We start from the raw sequence: 15,177 nt of genomic DNA, 5'->3' as shown, positions 1-15,177 counted from the left end.
CTCCTTACTCTGCAGCCAGTTCACCCGCGGGTACGATGACGGCGTTCTGCGTCTCGTATTCCAGGGTGATTGTCTGGCCTGTGTGATCTTCAAAGGATTGGCCAAGGTTGGGGATAGAAACCTTCAACTCTTTGCCACCGTCGCCCTCCATGAAGATATTGAAAGCATTGCCCTCAAATTCCTCATGGTTGACCTTAGCGCTGACCACATGGTCGCCAGTTGCACCCTGTGGGGCCAAGGCAAAAGCCTCCGGGCGAATGAACATCATCGCGTCATCCCCCTCTTTCATCTTGCCCTGATTGGCAGAGGAAATCCGTGCAACCAGATCACCGGACCGGTTGGTAGCGATGAGTGCTTCATTCCCCATCACCCGCTTGACCTTCCCCCGAAATACGTTGTTTTCGCCAACAAAAGACGCGGCAAAGGCCGTTGCGGGGTCGTTGTAAACCGCCTTACCATTGCCGATTTGGTCGATCACCCCAGCGCGCATCACAGCGATATTGTCTGACATGGTCAGCGCCTCGCCCTGGTCGTGGGTGATGTAAATGAACGTAATGCCCACCCGCTGCTGAATCTCGCGTAGCTCCGTCCGCATGTGCTGACGCAGTTTCAGATCCAGCGCTGACAGCGGTTCGTCCAGCAACAGAACATCCGGTTCGGCGCATAGCGCCCGCGCGATAGCGACCCGCTGACGCTGGCCACCAGACAGTTCCGATGGCAGTTTGTCACCCTGCCCCGGCAGCGCGATCATATCCAGCAGCTCATCCGCGCGCTTGCGACGTTCCTTGGCCGAAGCGCCCCTGATCTCCATCGAAAACGTAATATTCTCCCAGACCTTCATCAGTGGAAACAATGCAAGATTCTGGAAAATCAGCGCCGTTGGTCGCTTGTTCGGCCCAATCCCGCGCATATTGTTGCCGCCGATCAGAACATTCCCTTCGCTTGGCTCCAGAAAACCGGACACCGCGCGCAAGATGGTCGTCTTGCCACAGCCAGACGGGCCCAGGAACGAAAAGAAATCGCCTCCGTTGATTTTGACATTCGCGTCGCGAACCGCAACGAAATCTCCAAAGCGGATCCAGAGATTCTCAAGATCTACGCCTACCCCAGCACTCATGTGGCCTCTCCCTCGGTGCAACCGTCCGTCCGGAGGCGAACCCCCGGCCGATGCAGATAGCATCCGGTTGATAATATGTTGAATTAACGCTCTCAGGCGTGTGGCTGGCCCCCGCACAAAACGGGAGCCAGATAGAATCGCGCGATCAAATAATCAGGCGCTTTTGAACTTGTTGACGAACTCGGTACGCACATCTGCATACCAGGGAGCTTCAGCAGGCCAGGGATTCAGATTGGCCAGGCTGTTGCCCGGATAGGCCTCCGCGAAGTTTTTCTTATAGATATCGCCGGAATAATCATCTGCCTTCAGCACCGGTGAATTGTAGCCGTGGCTGTCGATGGCCTTGCCCGCAGGTTCCTGTTCGTAGGCATAATCGATGAACGCATAGACCTGCTCTTCATTCTTGGCACCAACCGGCATCGACATCCCATCGACCCAGGCCATAGCCCCTTCAACAGGTGCCTGATAGTGAACCGGCTCACCTGCGGATTTCAGCGCCAGCGGCGGACCATCCCAAGTCTGACCAACAACGACACCTTCGTTCAGCAGACCATTCTTCTGCGAATCCGCGTCATTCCAGATCAGCTTGATGCGGTTTTTACGTTCCACGCACCAATCAGTGACCTGACCCCAGACCTTGCGCATAGTCTCTTCGTCGTCATAGGCCGCCCAGATTGATCCCGGCTCCATTTCACCGGAAGCCTCCATATAGAGACCTGCGCCCAGCATCATCGAATGCGCACGGCCCATGGTTTTGCCTGCGTTTTCTTCGCTCCAGACATCGCCGTAAGACGGTGCATCCCCGGACGGCAGCCATTTGTCTGTGCGATAGGCGATGCCCTCGGTGCCCCAGATATGCGGCAACCAATGTGCACCGCTGTCGTCAAAGTTCCAGGCATCCGTACCGATTTTGGCCATTGCCGGGTTCACCGCATCCAGATTGACCTTATTGAGGTCGAATGGCTTCAGCAGCTCCAGCGGCCCCCACTGCAGCGACCGGTTGTTGGTGGGTGAAACGATATCGAACCCCTGACCCTTCGTTGCCTTCATCTTGTTGATGATTTCTTCGTTCGACCCGATCCCGGTGTAATTCACCTTGATCCCGGTCTTACCCTCAAACCCGGCGATGAACTCGGGCGGCAGATAGTCGGACCACATCAGAATGTTGATCTCGCCAGAGGAGGCCAGAGCGCTCTTGGAGTAGAGCGGTGCTGCCAGCGCTGCCGCGCCTGCTCCCTTTAGTATGGAGCGGCGGGTTACTTTGGACTTTGCAGTCATCTTGTCTTTCTCCCTATGGAACTGTTGGTCTTTTGTTTTTGCTTTTGGTGGTGAAACTCTGCGGAACACACTCCTGTTGCTACAGTGACAGATTCAGAATTCGATAAGGCCAGACAATGTCGGGCAGGTACATTTATGGGGCCAGTTTCAGCTCTCCACCGTCAACGTTCAGAACAAAGTACTTATGCGCCTTTCGACAAGGATGCTGACTCTCACATAGTCTCACGCGGATTAGTCTGCGCCTCGAAGGCCCCTCACGTCAACGCTGCAACACTGTGGAAGCGTTCACAAAATCGCCGGGGCACTCAAACTGCCATTCCGATAAGCGCAACCCCGGCCGCCATCAGTACAGCCGCCCCGAGGCGGCGCTTCCAATTGCCCTCTTTCAGGATCAGGAAGCCAATCAGCGCGGCGAAGATGACCGATGTTTCGCGCAGGGCAGAGACCGCACCAAGCGGCGCGAAGTTTTTCGCAAACAACACCAGTCCATAGGCGCACATCGACACAAGGCCGCCCGCGATTCCCAGCGCCCATACTCTGAGCGGCAATCCCGGCAAGGTCTCTCGCTTTCGCAGGATGACAAACACCGCGACAAAGATATGAAAAAAGGCACCCCAAGCCCAATAGCTGACGGTATTCCCCGACAGCCGTACACCGACACCATCAACCAACGAATACACCGAAATGCAGAAGCCGGTGCCCAGCGCATACCATAGCGCGCCCCGCCCAACACCGGATCGCAGTGCTTTCCAACTGCTCAGCTGGATTCCCACCGCAATAAGCACAATCCCGAACCAAGCCTGCAGTGGCAGTATTTCTCCGACGAAAATCATAGCCCAGAGCGAAACCAGAGCTGGTACAATTCCGCGCGCAATCGGATAAACCACGCTCAGATCGCCATGCTGATAGGCACGCCCCAGCATGTAAAAATATCCGAAATGCACAACAGTCGAGAGACCGATATAGGGCAGGCTCGACACCGCCGGCAAAGGCAACCACGCGACCATGACCGCACCGGGGAGCACATGGCCCAGCGCCACCAGGCCCAGCGTTGTCGTCCGATCTGTTGCGGTCTTAACGATAGCATTCCAGATCGCATGCAGCATCGCAGCCGATAGAATGATGGCGATCACAAACGGCGTCATGTCAGGCTTTCAGGATCAACGGGTCGCACGGGGCATCAGTCCATTTCTTCCGCAGGCATATCCTGAATCAACCGCGTCTCCAGTAGTTGACCGTTGCGATAAAGGATCGGATAGGCGATGGCCGCAATATGGCTGTTGAATTCTCGCAAGGCACGCAATGTCTCAAGATGGATATCAGAGCTTTCAAAACTCTCCGCAGCCCCGCGCTGTAATCTGCGCAAGTGACGCTTTCGGCTGTCACGTTCCATGCGCTTCACCTCGGTCTTCTCAAGGCTCAGCAGACGCGCGCTTTCCAGATCGTCCGAGATCAGCACGTTGGAGGCCAATTGCATATTGGCGACAATGACCTCGTGCATACGGGTGATCTCTGCCCAGCCTTCTTTCGAAAACCGCACGCCCTTCTTGTGCATTGACGTGGCAAGGGTGGCGAGACGTTCGTCCACCACATCCCCGGCCGTCTCGAGCCGAATGGCATATTCCACCAAGTCGCGGGCCACTTTGGCGTTTTCCTTGCCAAACCCCTCACTCGGCATGCCCGCCACATAACTTCGGATACCTGACAGGCAATTGTTCACCTCCCGGTCCAGCGCCTGCACCGCCCTGATCTGAGTGCGGTCACCATGCTGATAGAGGTCTGGAACAGGTCGGAACATGGCGCTGACCAGATCCGACATTCGCAAAAGTTCCCGCTTGAGACTGCTGATCGCCTGATTGGGCTGCCGGTAATCATCCGTATTCAGCACACTAACAGGCATCCCATGCGCGGTATCCTGCGGCGTCGCCGGGTCCGGCACCAGACCTGTCAGCACACCGTGCAACATGCCGCAAAACGGCAGCGCCAAAATCAGCAGCGATGTGTTGAACAGCAAATGCGCATAGACCAGCGTCTGACCGCCCTCAGGCGCGCCCAGAACACCGGCTCGCAACGCCACATTGACACCAAACAAACACAACACGGCCCAGGTCCCGCGCAGCCCCAGATTGGCCAGAGGTATCCGCCGCCCGGACGCTGGCATCCCGCGGCTCAGCCAGACCGGAATAAACGCAGAGCCGAAATTCGCACCCAGCACCAAAGACAGGCCAGCCGCAAAAGGGATCGCATCAATCTGCACCAAAGTGACACACATCAAAATAGCCGCCACCGAGGAGTGCATAACAAAGGCGAGTGCAGCCCCGACAAGGAACGCGGTAATGTAGTCGCGCGCCAAGTACTCGGCGATCGCGGGCAGAAACGCGCTTTCCCGGATCGGGTCCATGGCCTCACGCAGGAACCGCAAGGAAATCAAAATGAACGCAATCCCCATCAGGATGCGCCCCATCTGACGGGCTTTCTTGGCTTCAACCTTGACGAACAGATAGCCACCAACCGCCAGCAGCACCGGCACCAACCAGTCCAGACGGAACGACAAAAGCTGAATGATCAACGCGGAGCCCAGATCCCCACCCAGCACAATTGCCAGCCCGGAGGCAAAGGACAGCATCCCTCCAGCCGCGAACCCGGACGTCAACAAGGCAACCGCAGCCGAACTTTGCAACACGATGGCCATGCCAACACCGACGAAGCTGGCCTGCACGAGGCTGCGCTGTTCGGTCAGGAGACGCTGAAACGTGGCGCCATAGCTGCGTTCGATACCCGTGCGCACCATACGCACCGCAAAAAGCAGCAGCATGACAGCACCGGCGAGGCTGGTAAGAAAGCTCAATATGGCCATAGGCTCGTGTCTTTTCCTTCTGTCGGGCAGTCTCTAACGGCTGCCGATCTTTATCTTGGCGCCCAACGGAACTCCGTCTGCGCAACTGTTCGCGCGGCTCACTCCAGCGAGGGGGCCCGTTTCTTTGCCTTCACATCACTCGCCGCGTCAGCATCCTGCGTCGGCGCCAGTTCAAGGCCAATTCCCCAGGTCTCCAACGCACGGCGATACTTTCGGCCCGGTAAGGCATCAGTCATCAGCAGGTCCAGCATCTCCGGTTGCGGCCCCCGGTGCGGCGCCATGTCATCGAATTTCGGATGGGCCAATAACAACAACGTCCGTTCGGCGGCCTGCGCAACCACCGCCGCAAGCTGGGCCTCTGTCGCACTGTGGTAGAGGGCGCCGTGTTTGGCAGAAAACGCATCAGCCGACAACACAGCTAGGTCCAATGCAAATGCACGTACCTGCTGTTCGGCAACATGACCAAACGTGCCACGTTCATTGCTTTGGATTTCCCCGCCAAGGAAATGCACCCTGTTGCCGTTGTGATTGGCCAGCGTCTGCGCGACACCAATAGAATTGGTCACCACTGTCAGATTGGCGCGGCGACGCAGTCCCTTTGCGACAAACGCTGTGGTTGATCCCACATCGAGAAAGATCGCCATCCCGTCTGTGATCTGCGGCAGAACTCCAGCGGCGATGCTCTGCTTTTCTTCGGTATATTTGGAGATCCGCCGATAAAAGCTATCCGCCGTATCCGGCCCACTCAGATAGGCGCCACCATGGACCCGTTGTACCAATCCCTGCTTGGCCAATGCCTTGATCGTGCGTCGCACGGTTTCTTCCGAAACACCCAGCACCTTGGCCAGTTCGCCACTACGCGCCGAACCGCCCAGACGCCGCAAAGCCTCTAGCAGTTCAAGCTCGCGATGGGACATTTTCTGGTCTGCTGGCACCCGGAAACCTTTGTACAGGACTGATGAATCTGCCGGGCAGTGAACCACAGCTCAATCACAAAAATCAAACAGGAAAACACAAAAGCCCACATTAGCGGTCAGTTCCGGCCGTATTGAGCCCGAAAACCCTTTGCCATGAAGACACTTTCGGGCTTATCTGGCGTCAATTGCCGCGAGGAAAATCTCTATGAGCCAATGTTCAGACCAGCGCAGGAATGTCCTGTTCATTCTGATCGATCAGTTGCGGGCCGACTGCTTGTTTGGCGCCTTAGCAGAGCATGTGGCGCTGCCCAATCTTCGCGCACTGATGGCCGATGCCGTCACCTTTCGGAAGAACTACACAGTAGTGAACCCCTGCGGCCCGTCGCGCGCCTCCATCCTGACCGGCCAGTATGCGATGAATCACCGCTCTGTCCGCAATGGCACCCCCTTGCGACATGACACACCGAACCTCGCCTCGGAGATGCGCAAGGCAGGTTATCTGCCGATGCTGTTTGGGTATACCGACACCTCGCACGACCCTCGCGTTCACCATCCAAGCGACCCGGCGATGCAAACATACGAATACCCGATGAGCGGGTTTCATGAGATGTTGGAGATGCGGATGGAAATGTCGCATCCTTGGCGCGCGCATCTTCTGAACAAAGGTTACGCATTCGACCGCTACTGGGACATCTACAAACCGGTTTCCCCAACCGGGGATGCCCCGCGTCTTAACGATCCGGCCCCGTATCAGGCTGAGGACAGTGACACCGCATTCCTGACCGACCGATTTCTGGCAACCCTGCCCGGCTACCGCGACCAGAATTGGTTCGCGCATCTGACCTATATACGCCCACATCCACCGCTTGTTGCGCCTGCCCCCTACAACCGGATGTATAATCCTGCGTCCCTGCCCCTGCCGCACCGTCTTGCCACTGTTGAGGACGAACGCGCGGTCCACCCGTTTTTTGATCCAGCCACCCGTGCCGCCTCCCCAGCGTCCTTTGTGGAGGGGTTCCCGGATCTGGAGCCCAGCGACGAGGTAATCCAGACGCTTCGCTCAATCTATCTGGGTCTTGCCAGCGAGGTCGACGCCCATATCGGTCGGGTTATGGAATACCTGCGCGACAGCGGCCAGCTGGAGGACACGCTTGTGGTGCTCAGTGCAGATCATGGAGAAATGCTGGGCGACCGGCACAGCTGGGGGAAATTCTCGGTCTATGAGGCGGCCTATCACACGCCTCTGATCATCCGCCAACCGGGCAACGCAGCGCGCGCCGGCGCTGTGGTGCATGATATCACCGAATCCATCGACCTCGCACCGACCATTCTGGATTGGGTCGGTCAGCCTATTCCGAACGCGATGGACGGGCGCTCTCTGCTACCGCTGCTTGCCGGAGACACTCCAGACAACTGGCGCAGCTACAGCTATTCGGAGTTGGATTTCGCCGAGCCTGAGCGCCCTAGCATCTGGCAGCAACACCTGGGCACGGACGCGAGCTGTTCCTGCCTTGCGATCCTGCGCGATGCGCGTTTCACACTGGTCGAGTTTGCAGCCGACCTGCCGCCACTGCTGTTTGATCACGACAACTTGGGTGAGGCCGTCAATGTGGCTGAGCACCCCGATTATCAACGCGATTTGGCCCGGTTGACGCGACAGATGTTGCGCCACCGCATGCGTAACATGGATCATACCCTGTCGCTGGACACCATCACCCCACAGGGGCCGCGTAGGCAGCTGCGCCATAGGCCGACGTTCGTTTCAGGCCGCCAAGATGACTGATCTGCGCAGGACTGCCCGCGCCCTCTTTGCGGCGGCTGTTGCCCGTGCCAATCCTGCCACGGCACTGGCCGAAAGCCTAAAAGAACACCCCCCATCTCTGCCGCTACCCGGTGGACGCCTGATCCTTGTCGCCCTTGGGAAAGCCGCCGTTCCCATGATGCGTCAGGCGATAGAGATGCTGCCAACTCCGGATCGTGCAATCGCTGTGACCAATCCAGAGAATGTTGCGGACCTACCTGATGTCGAGGTGTTGGCAGGCAGTCACCCTATTCCGAACCACATGAGCCTGGCTGCGGGGGCCGCCCTGCGCGCCGCACTCAGCAATCTGAACGCCAAGGACAGGGTCGTCGCACTGATATCAGGCGGCGGCTCCGCTCTGGCGGTCGCGCCTGCGGGAGGTCTCACGCTGGCTGACAAAACCGCTGTGACGGATCTGCTGCTCGGGGCCGGTATCGACATCACCGAGATGAATCTAATCCGCCAACAACTGTCGGAGCTTAAGGGTGGCGGCCTGTTGAGTGCCGCGCAACCCGCACAGGTGTTTAGCTATATTCTCTCGGATGTCATCGGCGATGATCTGAGAGCCATCGCCTCAGGCCCGACGGTGGCACCACTGGGCTCGCGGTCAATGGCGCGCGACTGCCTTCTGTCCCATAACCTGTGGGACGGGCTGCCTCACGCGGTTCGAACCCATCTGGCCACACCGGAAGACCCAAAGCAATCGCTTGCGGACTCCAGTGTGACGTCAGCCCATCTGATCGGCTCAAACCGCCATAGCCTGATTGCGATGCGCGATCAGGCTAGGCGCGATGGATGGGCGGCACATATCGTCAACGATGCGCTTATTGGCGATGTCGAGGGGGCAGCAACAGAAATTCTCACCGCCATCCAAGCGCATGAGACCAGCCGCCCCACTGCGCTGATTTTTGGCGGCGAAACAACTGTGCAGCTGACCGGGTGCGGGCGTGGCGGGCGGAATCAGGAACTGGCCTTACATATCGCCCGCTTGGGGCCTCGTGCCCTCAAAGAGCATTGGACCTTCCTCTCCGCAGGCACTGATGGTCGTGACGGTCCGACAGATGCAGCAGGCGGTATCGTCGATAGCGGTACCTGGCAACGTATCAGTGAGAACGGCGGTAACCCCGATGCCCTTCTTAAAAACAACGACAGTCATGCCGCGCTGAAGCTTTCGGGCGATCTCCTCATAACAGGCGGAACCGGCACAAATGTCGCCGATGTCCAAATCATGCTGCTGTCACGGCAGTAGAACAGGCCCCTATTCGTCCAGTTGATGCAGCTCGTTCAGCAAATCCAGCAACGCCTCGTAACGCTCCTCGCCCATCTGGCTACGGGTGCGCGCAATGACGGCAAGGCTGGCATCCAGATTATCATCAATGACCTGCGCCCCCGCTGAGGTAATGCTTACGATCTGGCGGCGGCGATCTATCTGATCCTTCGTGCGCTGGATCAGCCCCTTGTCTTCAAGCTTCTGCAAAATACGTGTCAGGCTTGGCAGCAAAAGACAGGCCCGTTCAGAAATCTGCGTAGGATCGATACCTCCGGTTTCCTGAACAACACGCAGCACACGCCACTGCTGTTCCGTCAAACCGGCGTCGCTCAGAAGCGCGCGGATAGGGCCCATCACACGCTCGCGGGCGCGTAGTAGGGCGATGGGCAAAGATCGGTCTGTGCTTGGTAACTGCTTGGTCATGGCCAATTATCGCCGCCCCTGCGCACAAAGGCAAACCTTCAATGACAACGCCAGCAAGAGCGTGCTTCTGAAAACAGCTCAATCAGTATGTACTCTGCCCAGATAGGCTGAATTGCGCTCAACCAATCTTATCTATTGATATAATTCCAAAAAGTAGACAGGTTTTAATACACATGTTAATTATATAACGTCTCGTGGGTTTCCCCTCTCAGCGCAAAGGACGGACAATGAACTGGACTGACTTTTCCCATTGGGGACGCAAGATTGCCGACTGGACGCAAAACTATCATCAGACGGTTGGTGACAGGCCAGTGCGTGCCAGAACCGAACCCGGCGACGTTCTGAATGCGCTCCCCGCCACGCCGCCCGAAACCGGCGAAGGTATGGAGGCAATCTTTGCCGATTTTGAAACCATCGTAATGCCCGGGATCACCCACTGGCAACATCCGCGGTTCTTTGCCTACTTCACCTCAAATGCCGCTGCCCCATCAGTGTTGGCGGAATTCCTCACCTCTGCCATCGCGCCGCAGTGCATGCTCTGGCAAACCTCTCCCGCGGCGACCGAAATGGAAACCTGCATGATGGACTGGCTGCGTCAGGCGCTCGACTTGCCGGAAGAGTTTCAGGGGGTCATTCAGGACAGCGCGTCCTCCGCGACCCTCGCAGCTGTTCTGACAATGCGGGAGAAGGCGCTGAACTGGCAAGGCAATGAGCAAGGGCTATTTACTCAAAAGACTTTGCGCATCTACTGCTCTTCGGAGGTGCATACCTCCGTCGATCGCGCCATCTGGGTTGCCGGTATCGGCCAGCAAAATCTTGTCCGTGTTCCGATCAAGGGAGACTGGCGCGGCATGGACCCCGACGCGCTGGCTGCAGCAATTGAGGCCGACATCGCGGCCGGCCACCGGCCCGCCGGCGTCATCCTTTGTGTCGGAGGCACGGGAGTTGGCGCCACCGACCCAGTCGATCAGATACTCGATGTGGCTGAAAAATATGGACTCTATACCCATGTGGACGCCGCCTGGGCCGGCTCCGCCATGATCTGCCCCGAATACCGCCATTACTGGCCCGGAATTGAGCGCGCAGACAGCATCGTTTTCAATCCGCACAAATGGCTGGGGGTGCAATTTGATTGCTCCGCCCATTTCCTGAAAGATCCGGACGACCTGGTCCGAACGCTGGCCATAAGCCCCGAGTATCTCAAAACTCATGGCAAAGACGGCATCATCAACTACTCTGAATGGTCAGTGCCCTTGGGTCGCCGATTCCGCGCGCTCAAGATCTGGTTTCTGATCCGGACCTACGGTCTGGAAGGGTTGCGCCAACGGTTGCGCAATCATGTGACATGGTCACAGAAACTGCATGATCGGCTCGAGTTAGAGCCTGATTTCGAGATCGTGACACCGCCAATGTGGTCTCTCTGGTCCTTTCGGTATCAACCCGATGGAGCCACGGATCTGGACGATTTGAATCTGCGATTGGTGAATGCGATCAACGACGATGGTCGCATTTACCTGACCCAGACTCGCGTAGATGGCGCTCTGGTGATCCGTTTTCAGGCCGGGCAATTTGAAACAACCGAAGCCGATGTCATGATGGCACATGACGTCATCACCGAAATCGCCCGAACGCTCTAGCAAGGGCAAACCCGCTTCGACGAGGTCGATGCGGGGCCGCTGGACAAGCTGCGGCGCGGGGCGATACCTTTTTCCTCAGTTGCGCCCATCCCGAACAGACACAACCGACTGCACCTGATCAAAACCGGAGAGTTTCTATGCCTGCACCCAAAAACACCTTCAAACAGGCGCTGGCCAACGGGGATCGTCAAATCGGCTGCTGGATGAGTTTTGGCGAAGCGACCGTCGCCGAAGTCATGGGGACCTGTGGCTTTGACTGGCTGGTGATCGACGGGGAACATGCCCCAAATGACATCCGCTCCATTCGGGATCAGCTGATGGCGCTGGCAGCATCGGACAGCCATCCGGTGGTGCGCGTGCCCATCGGTGAAACCTGGATCATCAAACAGGTGCTGGACGCCGGTGCGCAAACTGTTCTGGTCCCCATCGTCGAGGATGCCGATCAGGCTCGCGAACTTGTGCGCGCCTGCCAGTACCCGCCGCATGGCACTCGTGGTGTCGGCGCGACGGCTGCGCGCGCGACCCTGTTCGGTACCGCCAGCGACTACATTCAAACCGCCGATCAGCAGGTCTGCCTGCTGTTGCAAGTCGAAAACCGTAAAGGCATCGAAAATCTCGAAGAAATTCTGGCGGTGCCGGGTGTTGATGGTATCTTCATCGGGCCCGCCGACCTCTCCACGGATATGGGACATCAGGGCAATTCCGCTCACCCAGAGGTGCGCGCCGTGATTGCCGACGCGCTGGCGCGGATCAAGGCCGCAGGCAAGGCGCCGGGCATATTGGGCACCTCGCCCGAGGCCACACAGGCCTATTTCGACATGGGGGCACAATTCCTCGCCGTCGGGATTGATGTCATGCTGCTCGCGCAGAATGCGCGCGCCCTCGCCACGGACTGGACATCGAAGTAGCCCCGGACGACCCACGAGGCAAAACTGCATAAGGAAATACGTATTTTCGCGCAATTGACCGGTTTGACACCTCGCCGCTAGCCTGCCACGACAGGAGCGAGACCGCGCCAGATGGCTTGGCGCGCCACGAGGGAGTTACAGGATGAAACGCACATTTGCTGCGGGGATGGTCTCCGCACTGACGCTGACGTCAGCTTTGGCCACCGCCGCCTTTGCTGATATTAAAATCGCCCACGTCTATGGCAAAACCGGCCCGTTTGAGGCCTACGCCAAACAGTCACACGACGGCCTGATGCTGGGGCTGGAATACGCCACCGGCGGCACCATGGAGGTGAACGGCGAGAAGATCGTGGTGATCGAAAAAGACACCCAGCTGAAGCCCGAGAACGGCAAGGCCCTGCTTGAGGAGGCCTATGGCGACGATGAGGTCGATCTGGCCATCGGGCCGGTCAGCTCCGGCGTCGCGCTAGCGATGCTACCGGTCGCCGAAGAATACGAAAAATTGCTGATCGTAGAACCGGCGGTTGCTGACTCCATTACCGGGTCGAACTGGAACCGCTACATCTTCCGGACCTCTCGCAATTCCTCTCAGGATGCCGTAGCCAGCGCCATCGCCTTGGCCGGGGACAACGTGCATATCGCAACGCTGGCACAGGACTACGCCTTTGGCCGCGATGGCATCGCCGCTTTCCGCGAAGCCCTTACCGCGCAGGGGCACGAGATCGTCCACGAAGAATTCGCACCGACCGATACCACTGACTTTACGGCGGCCGGGGAACGGATCTTCAACGCGATGAAAGATCTCGAAGGCGAAAAGAAGCTCTTCATCATCTGGGCTGGTGGCGGCAACCCTTGGGCCAAAATCAACGCCATGGATCCGGGCCGTTTCGGGATCGAATTTGCCGGTGTCGGCAATATCCTTGCCGCTTTGAAGGGGTTCAAGGATTTCGCAGGCATGGAAGGTGGCACCTATTATTACTATGAGCTGCCCGACAATCCCGTGAACGACTGGCTCGTTAAAACCCATTTTGAGCGGTTTGACAGCCCTCCTGATTTCTTCACCGCAGGCGGCATGGCCGCTGGTATCGCTGCCGTGGAAGCCATCAAGAAAGCCGGCTCCACCGACACCGAAGCGTTGATCACCGCGATGGAAGGCATGAAGTGGGAAACCCCGAAAGGCACCATGCAGTTCAGGGCCGAAGATCATCAAGCGCTACAGCCGATGTACCACTTCAAATTGCGTGTCGAAGATGATGTCGAATGGGCGATCCCCGAATTGGTTCGCGAGTTGGGCATCGACGATCTGCCGATCCCGGTGCGCAACTGATCGCACCCTTCTCTCGGGTCCGGCGCATGTGATGCCGGGCCCGGTCAACCACCTCAAGATCGCGCCTGCCAGCGGTGCCAGACGGACAACCGCGATTCAATCACACTCCACACGGATCCGTTCATGACTGCCCCCCTTCTAACCACCGATGAACTGACTGTACGCTTCGGTGGGCACGTGGCTGTCGATGCCGTTACATGTGCCTTTCACGCCGGTGAACTGACCGCCATCGTCGGACCCAACGGCGCTGGGAAGACCACCTATTTCAATCTGATTTCCGGGCAGATCCCCGCCACCGCCGGACGCGTCACGCTGAACGGTCAGGACATCAGCACCGCCTCCGTTTCAGCCCGTACAAAGGCCGGTATCGGACGCGCTTTTCAGATGACCAACTTGTTTCCCAATCTGTCCGTATTGGAGAATGTCCGTCTGGTGGTTCAGGCCAAAGCCAGGCGCGGATTCAATCTCTGGTCAATGGTTACAGGCCACGCCGATCTGATGGATCAGGCCGAAGAAATCCTAGCCCGTGTGCGCCTTCTGGAGGAGCGCAACCAGATCGTCTCAGAGCTGTCCCACGGCAATCAGCGCAAGCTGGAAGTCGCTCTGCTGATTGCCCTCGACCCGCTGATCTACATGTTTGACGAGCCAACCGCCGGGATGAGCGTCGATGAGGCCCCGGTTGTGCTGGACCTCATCGCAGACCTGAAAGCGCAGAGCGACCGCACCGTCCTATTGGTGGAGCATAAGATGGATGTGATCCGAACCCTCGCCGACCGCATTATCGTCCTGCACAATGGCGCGCTGGCGGCAGATGGTGCCCCGGCCAAGGTGATGGCCTCGGACATCGTGCAAGAGGCCTATATGGGGCGCGGACTTGAGGGGGTTTTGGATCATGTCTGATCTTGCCCAGACTGGGACCACCGGCGATCCGATCCTTCGGATTGAAGGGATCTACACGAATATTGCGCAGTACCATATTCTTCAGGGTGTCGATCTCAACGTGCCGCGCGGCGGCGTCACCATGCTGTTGGGGCGCAACGGCGTCGGTAAGACCACGACCCTGCGCAGTGTGATCGGGCACTGGCGGGCGCATCGCGGGCGTATCCTCTTTGATGGCGATGACATCACCCGGATGCCCACTGCCAATATAGCGCGATCAGGCCTGGGATTCGTGCCCGAGGACATGGGCATTTTTGCCGATCTGACCGTGGAGGAGAACATGGTGCTGGCCGCTGTCTCCGGCCCCATTGATTCCGCGCGTCTGGACTGGATCTTTCAGGCGTTTCCGCCGCTGAAGACATTCTGGACCTCCGAAGCCGGCAATCTCTCCGGTGGGCAGAAACAGATGCTGTCGATTGCCCGCGCCATGATCGAAGAGCGCAAGCTCTACCTGATTGACGAACCAACCAAGGGGTTGGCCCCTGCGATCATTTCCACGATGGCCCGCGCGCTCAAGGACCTAAAGGACCAGGGAGCCTCAATCCTGATGGTCGAACAGAATTTCGCCGTCGCAAAGGCACTTGGCGATACCGCCAACGTGATGGACGACGGCCGCGTGATCTGGTCCGGAGCGATGGCCGAACTCGCTGGCGATCCCACCCTTCAGGAACGGCTGATGGGCCTCAGCATGGAAGCGAAGTAA

The 15,177-nt window shown here is 58.2% G+C and carries 13 protein-coding genes; 7 read left to right on the top strand and 6 right to left on the bottom strand.

What is annotated here, in order from left to right; genetic code table 11:
• Positions 1-4: 4 nt before the first annotated feature.
• The 5 genes from GAL_RS00585 to GAL_RS00565 form a co-directional block, all read right to left on the bottom strand.
• Positions 5-1,117 carry an ABC transporter ATP-binding protein gene (locus tag GAL_RS00585; protein ID WP_024095671.1) on the bottom strand — a complete coding sequence of 371 codons (1,113 nt, stop codon included), beginning with the start codon at positions 1,115-1,117 and terminating at the stop codon, positions 5-7.
• A gap of 153 nt (positions 1,118-1,270) precedes the next feature.
• On the bottom strand, positions 1,271-2,395 hold the full coding sequence (locus GAL_RS00580; RefSeq protein WP_024095670.1) for an extracellular solute-binding protein: 1,125 nt from the start codon (positions 2,393-2,395) through the stop codon (positions 1,271-1,273).
• A gap of 305 nt (positions 2,396-2,700) precedes the next feature.
• Positions 2,701-3,540 (bottom strand): DMT family transporter, encoded by an 840-nt coding sequence (locus GAL_RS00575; protein WP_024095669.1) that lies wholly within the window; start codon positions 3,538-3,540, stop codon positions 2,701-2,703.
• A gap of 35 nt (positions 3,541-3,575) precedes the next feature.
• Positions 3,576-5,252, bottom strand: coding sequence for a Na/Pi cotransporter family protein (locus tag GAL_RS00570; RefSeq protein ID WP_024095668.1), 1,677 nt, complete (start codon positions 5,250-5,252; stop codon positions 3,576-3,578).
• A gap of 98 nt (positions 5,253-5,350) precedes the next feature.
• Entirely contained in the window at positions 5,351-6,169 is an 819-nt protein-coding gene (locus GAL_RS00565) for a DeoR/GlpR family DNA-binding transcription regulator (RefSeq protein WP_024095667.1), read from the bottom strand.
• Positions 6,170-6,374: 205 nt separating this feature from the next.
• Between GAL_RS00565 and GAL_RS00560 the strand changes: the two genes are divergently transcribed.
• The gene (locus GAL_RS00560; RefSeq protein ID WP_024095666.1) at positions 6,375-7,952 is read left to right on the top strand and encodes a sulfatase-like hydrolase/transferase; all 1,578 of its coding nucleotides are present in this window, start codon (positions 6,375-6,377) and stop codon (positions 7,950-7,952) included.
• Positions 7,945-9,219: a glycerate kinase type-2 family protein gene (locus tag GAL_RS00555; RefSeq protein WP_024095665.1), complete on the top strand. Its 1,275-nt coding sequence runs from the start codon at positions 7,945-7,947 to the stop codon at positions 9,217-9,219. Before GAL_RS00560 ends, GAL_RS00555 begins: the two co-directional genes overlap by 8 nt.
• Positions 9,220-9,228: 9 nt before the next feature.
• Here GAL_RS00555 and hpaR read toward each other — a convergent pair whose 3' ends face one another.
• Complete coding sequence (gene hpaR, locus GAL_RS00550) at positions 9,229-9,663, bottom strand: homoprotocatechuate degradation operon regulator HpaR (RefSeq protein ID WP_040104263.1); 435 nt, start codon at positions 9,661-9,663, stop codon at positions 9,229-9,231.
• Positions 9,664-9,890: 227 nt separating this feature from the next.
• Here hpaR and GAL_RS00545 point away from each other — a divergent pair, with 227 nt between their 5' ends.
• The 5 genes from GAL_RS00545 (at position 9,891) to GAL_RS00525 (ending at position 15,177) form a co-directional block, all read left to right on the top strand.
• Positions 9,891-11,300 carry a pyridoxal phosphate-dependent decarboxylase family protein gene (locus GAL_RS00545; RefSeq protein ID WP_024095663.1) on the top strand — a complete coding sequence of 470 codons (1,410 nt, stop codon included), beginning with the start codon at positions 9,891-9,893 and terminating at the stop codon, positions 11,298-11,300.
• 137 nt (positions 11,301-11,437) lie between these two features.
• Entirely contained in the window at positions 11,438-12,208 is a 771-nt protein-coding gene (locus tag GAL_RS00540) for an HpcH/HpaI aldolase family protein (protein WP_024095662.1), read from the top strand.
• Positions 12,209-12,350: 142 nt separating this feature from the next.
• On the top strand, positions 12,351-13,535 hold the full coding sequence (locus tag GAL_RS00535) for a substrate-binding domain-containing protein (protein ID WP_024095661.1): 1,185 nt from the start codon (positions 12,351-12,353) through the stop codon (positions 13,533-13,535).
• Between the two features lie 123 nt (positions 13,536-13,658).
• A complete protein-coding gene (locus tag GAL_RS00530; RefSeq protein WP_024095660.1) occupies positions 13,659-14,435 on the top strand; it encodes an ABC transporter ATP-binding protein in 777 nt (258 codons plus the stop codon).
• Complete coding sequence (locus GAL_RS00525) at positions 14,428-15,177, top strand: ABC transporter ATP-binding protein (protein ID WP_024095659.1); 750 nt, start codon at positions 14,428-14,430, stop codon at positions 15,175-15,177. Before GAL_RS00530 ends, GAL_RS00525 begins: the two co-directional genes overlap by 8 nt.

Origin of the sequence: Phaeobacter gallaeciensis DSM 26640, from assembly GCF_000511385.1 — a bacterium.
In the GTDB taxonomy this organism is placed as follows: domain Bacteria; phylum Pseudomonadota; class Alphaproteobacteria; order Rhodobacterales; family Rhodobacteraceae; genus Phaeobacter; species Phaeobacter gallaeciensis.
This window is presented reverse-complemented; position numbering and strand designations above follow the sequence as displayed.

Bases quoted from the DNA above. Each gene is read 5' to 3' on its own strand.
- GAL_RS00565 (WP_024095667.1), bottom strand. From the start codon at position 6,169: ATGTCCCATCGCGAGCTTGAACTGCTAGAGGCTTTGCGGCGTCTGGGC.
- GAL_RS00540 (WP_024095662.1), top strand. From the start codon at position 11,438: ATGCCTGCACCCAAAAACACCTTCAAACAGGCGCTGGCCAACGGGGAT.
- GAL_RS00530 (WP_024095660.1), top strand. From the start codon at position 13,659: ATGACTGCCCCCCTTCTAACCACCGATGAACTGACTGTACGCTTCGGT.
- GAL_RS00560 (WP_024095666.1), top strand. From the start codon at position 6,375: ATGAGCCAATGTTCAGACCAGCGCAGGAATGTCCTGTTCATTCTGATC.
- GAL_RS00555 (WP_024095665.1), top strand. From the start codon at position 7,945: ATGACTGATCTGCGCAGGACTGCCCGCGCCCTCTTTGCGGCGGCTGTT.
- GAL_RS00575 (WP_024095669.1), bottom strand. From the start codon at position 3,540: ATGACGCCGTTTGTGATCGCCATCATTCTATCGGCTGCGATGCTGCAT.
- GAL_RS00570 (WP_024095668.1), bottom strand. From the start codon at position 5,252: ATGGCCATATTGAGCTTTCTTACCAGCCTCGCCGGTGCTGTCATGCTG.
- GAL_RS00535 (WP_024095661.1), top strand. From the start codon at position 12,351: ATGAAACGCACATTTGCTGCGGGGATGGTCTCCGCACTGACGCTGACG.
- GAL_RS00585 (WP_024095671.1), bottom strand. From the start codon at position 1,117: ATGAGTGCTGGGGTAGGCGTAGATCTTGAGAATCTCTGGATCCGCTTT.
- hpaR (WP_040104263.1), bottom strand. From the start codon at position 9,663: ATGACCAAGCAGTTACCAAGCACAGACCGATCTTTGCCCATCGCCCTA.
- GAL_RS00525 (WP_024095659.1), top strand. From the start codon at position 14,428: ATGTCTGATCTTGCCCAGACTGGGACCACCGGCGATCCGATCCTTCGG.
- GAL_RS00580 (WP_024095670.1), bottom strand. From the start codon at position 2,395: ATGACTGCAAAGTCCAAAGTAACCCGCCGCTCCATACTAAAGGGAGCA.
- GAL_RS00545 (WP_024095663.1), top strand. From the start codon at position 9,891: ATGAACTGGACTGACTTTTCCCATTGGGGACGCAAGATTGCCGACTGG.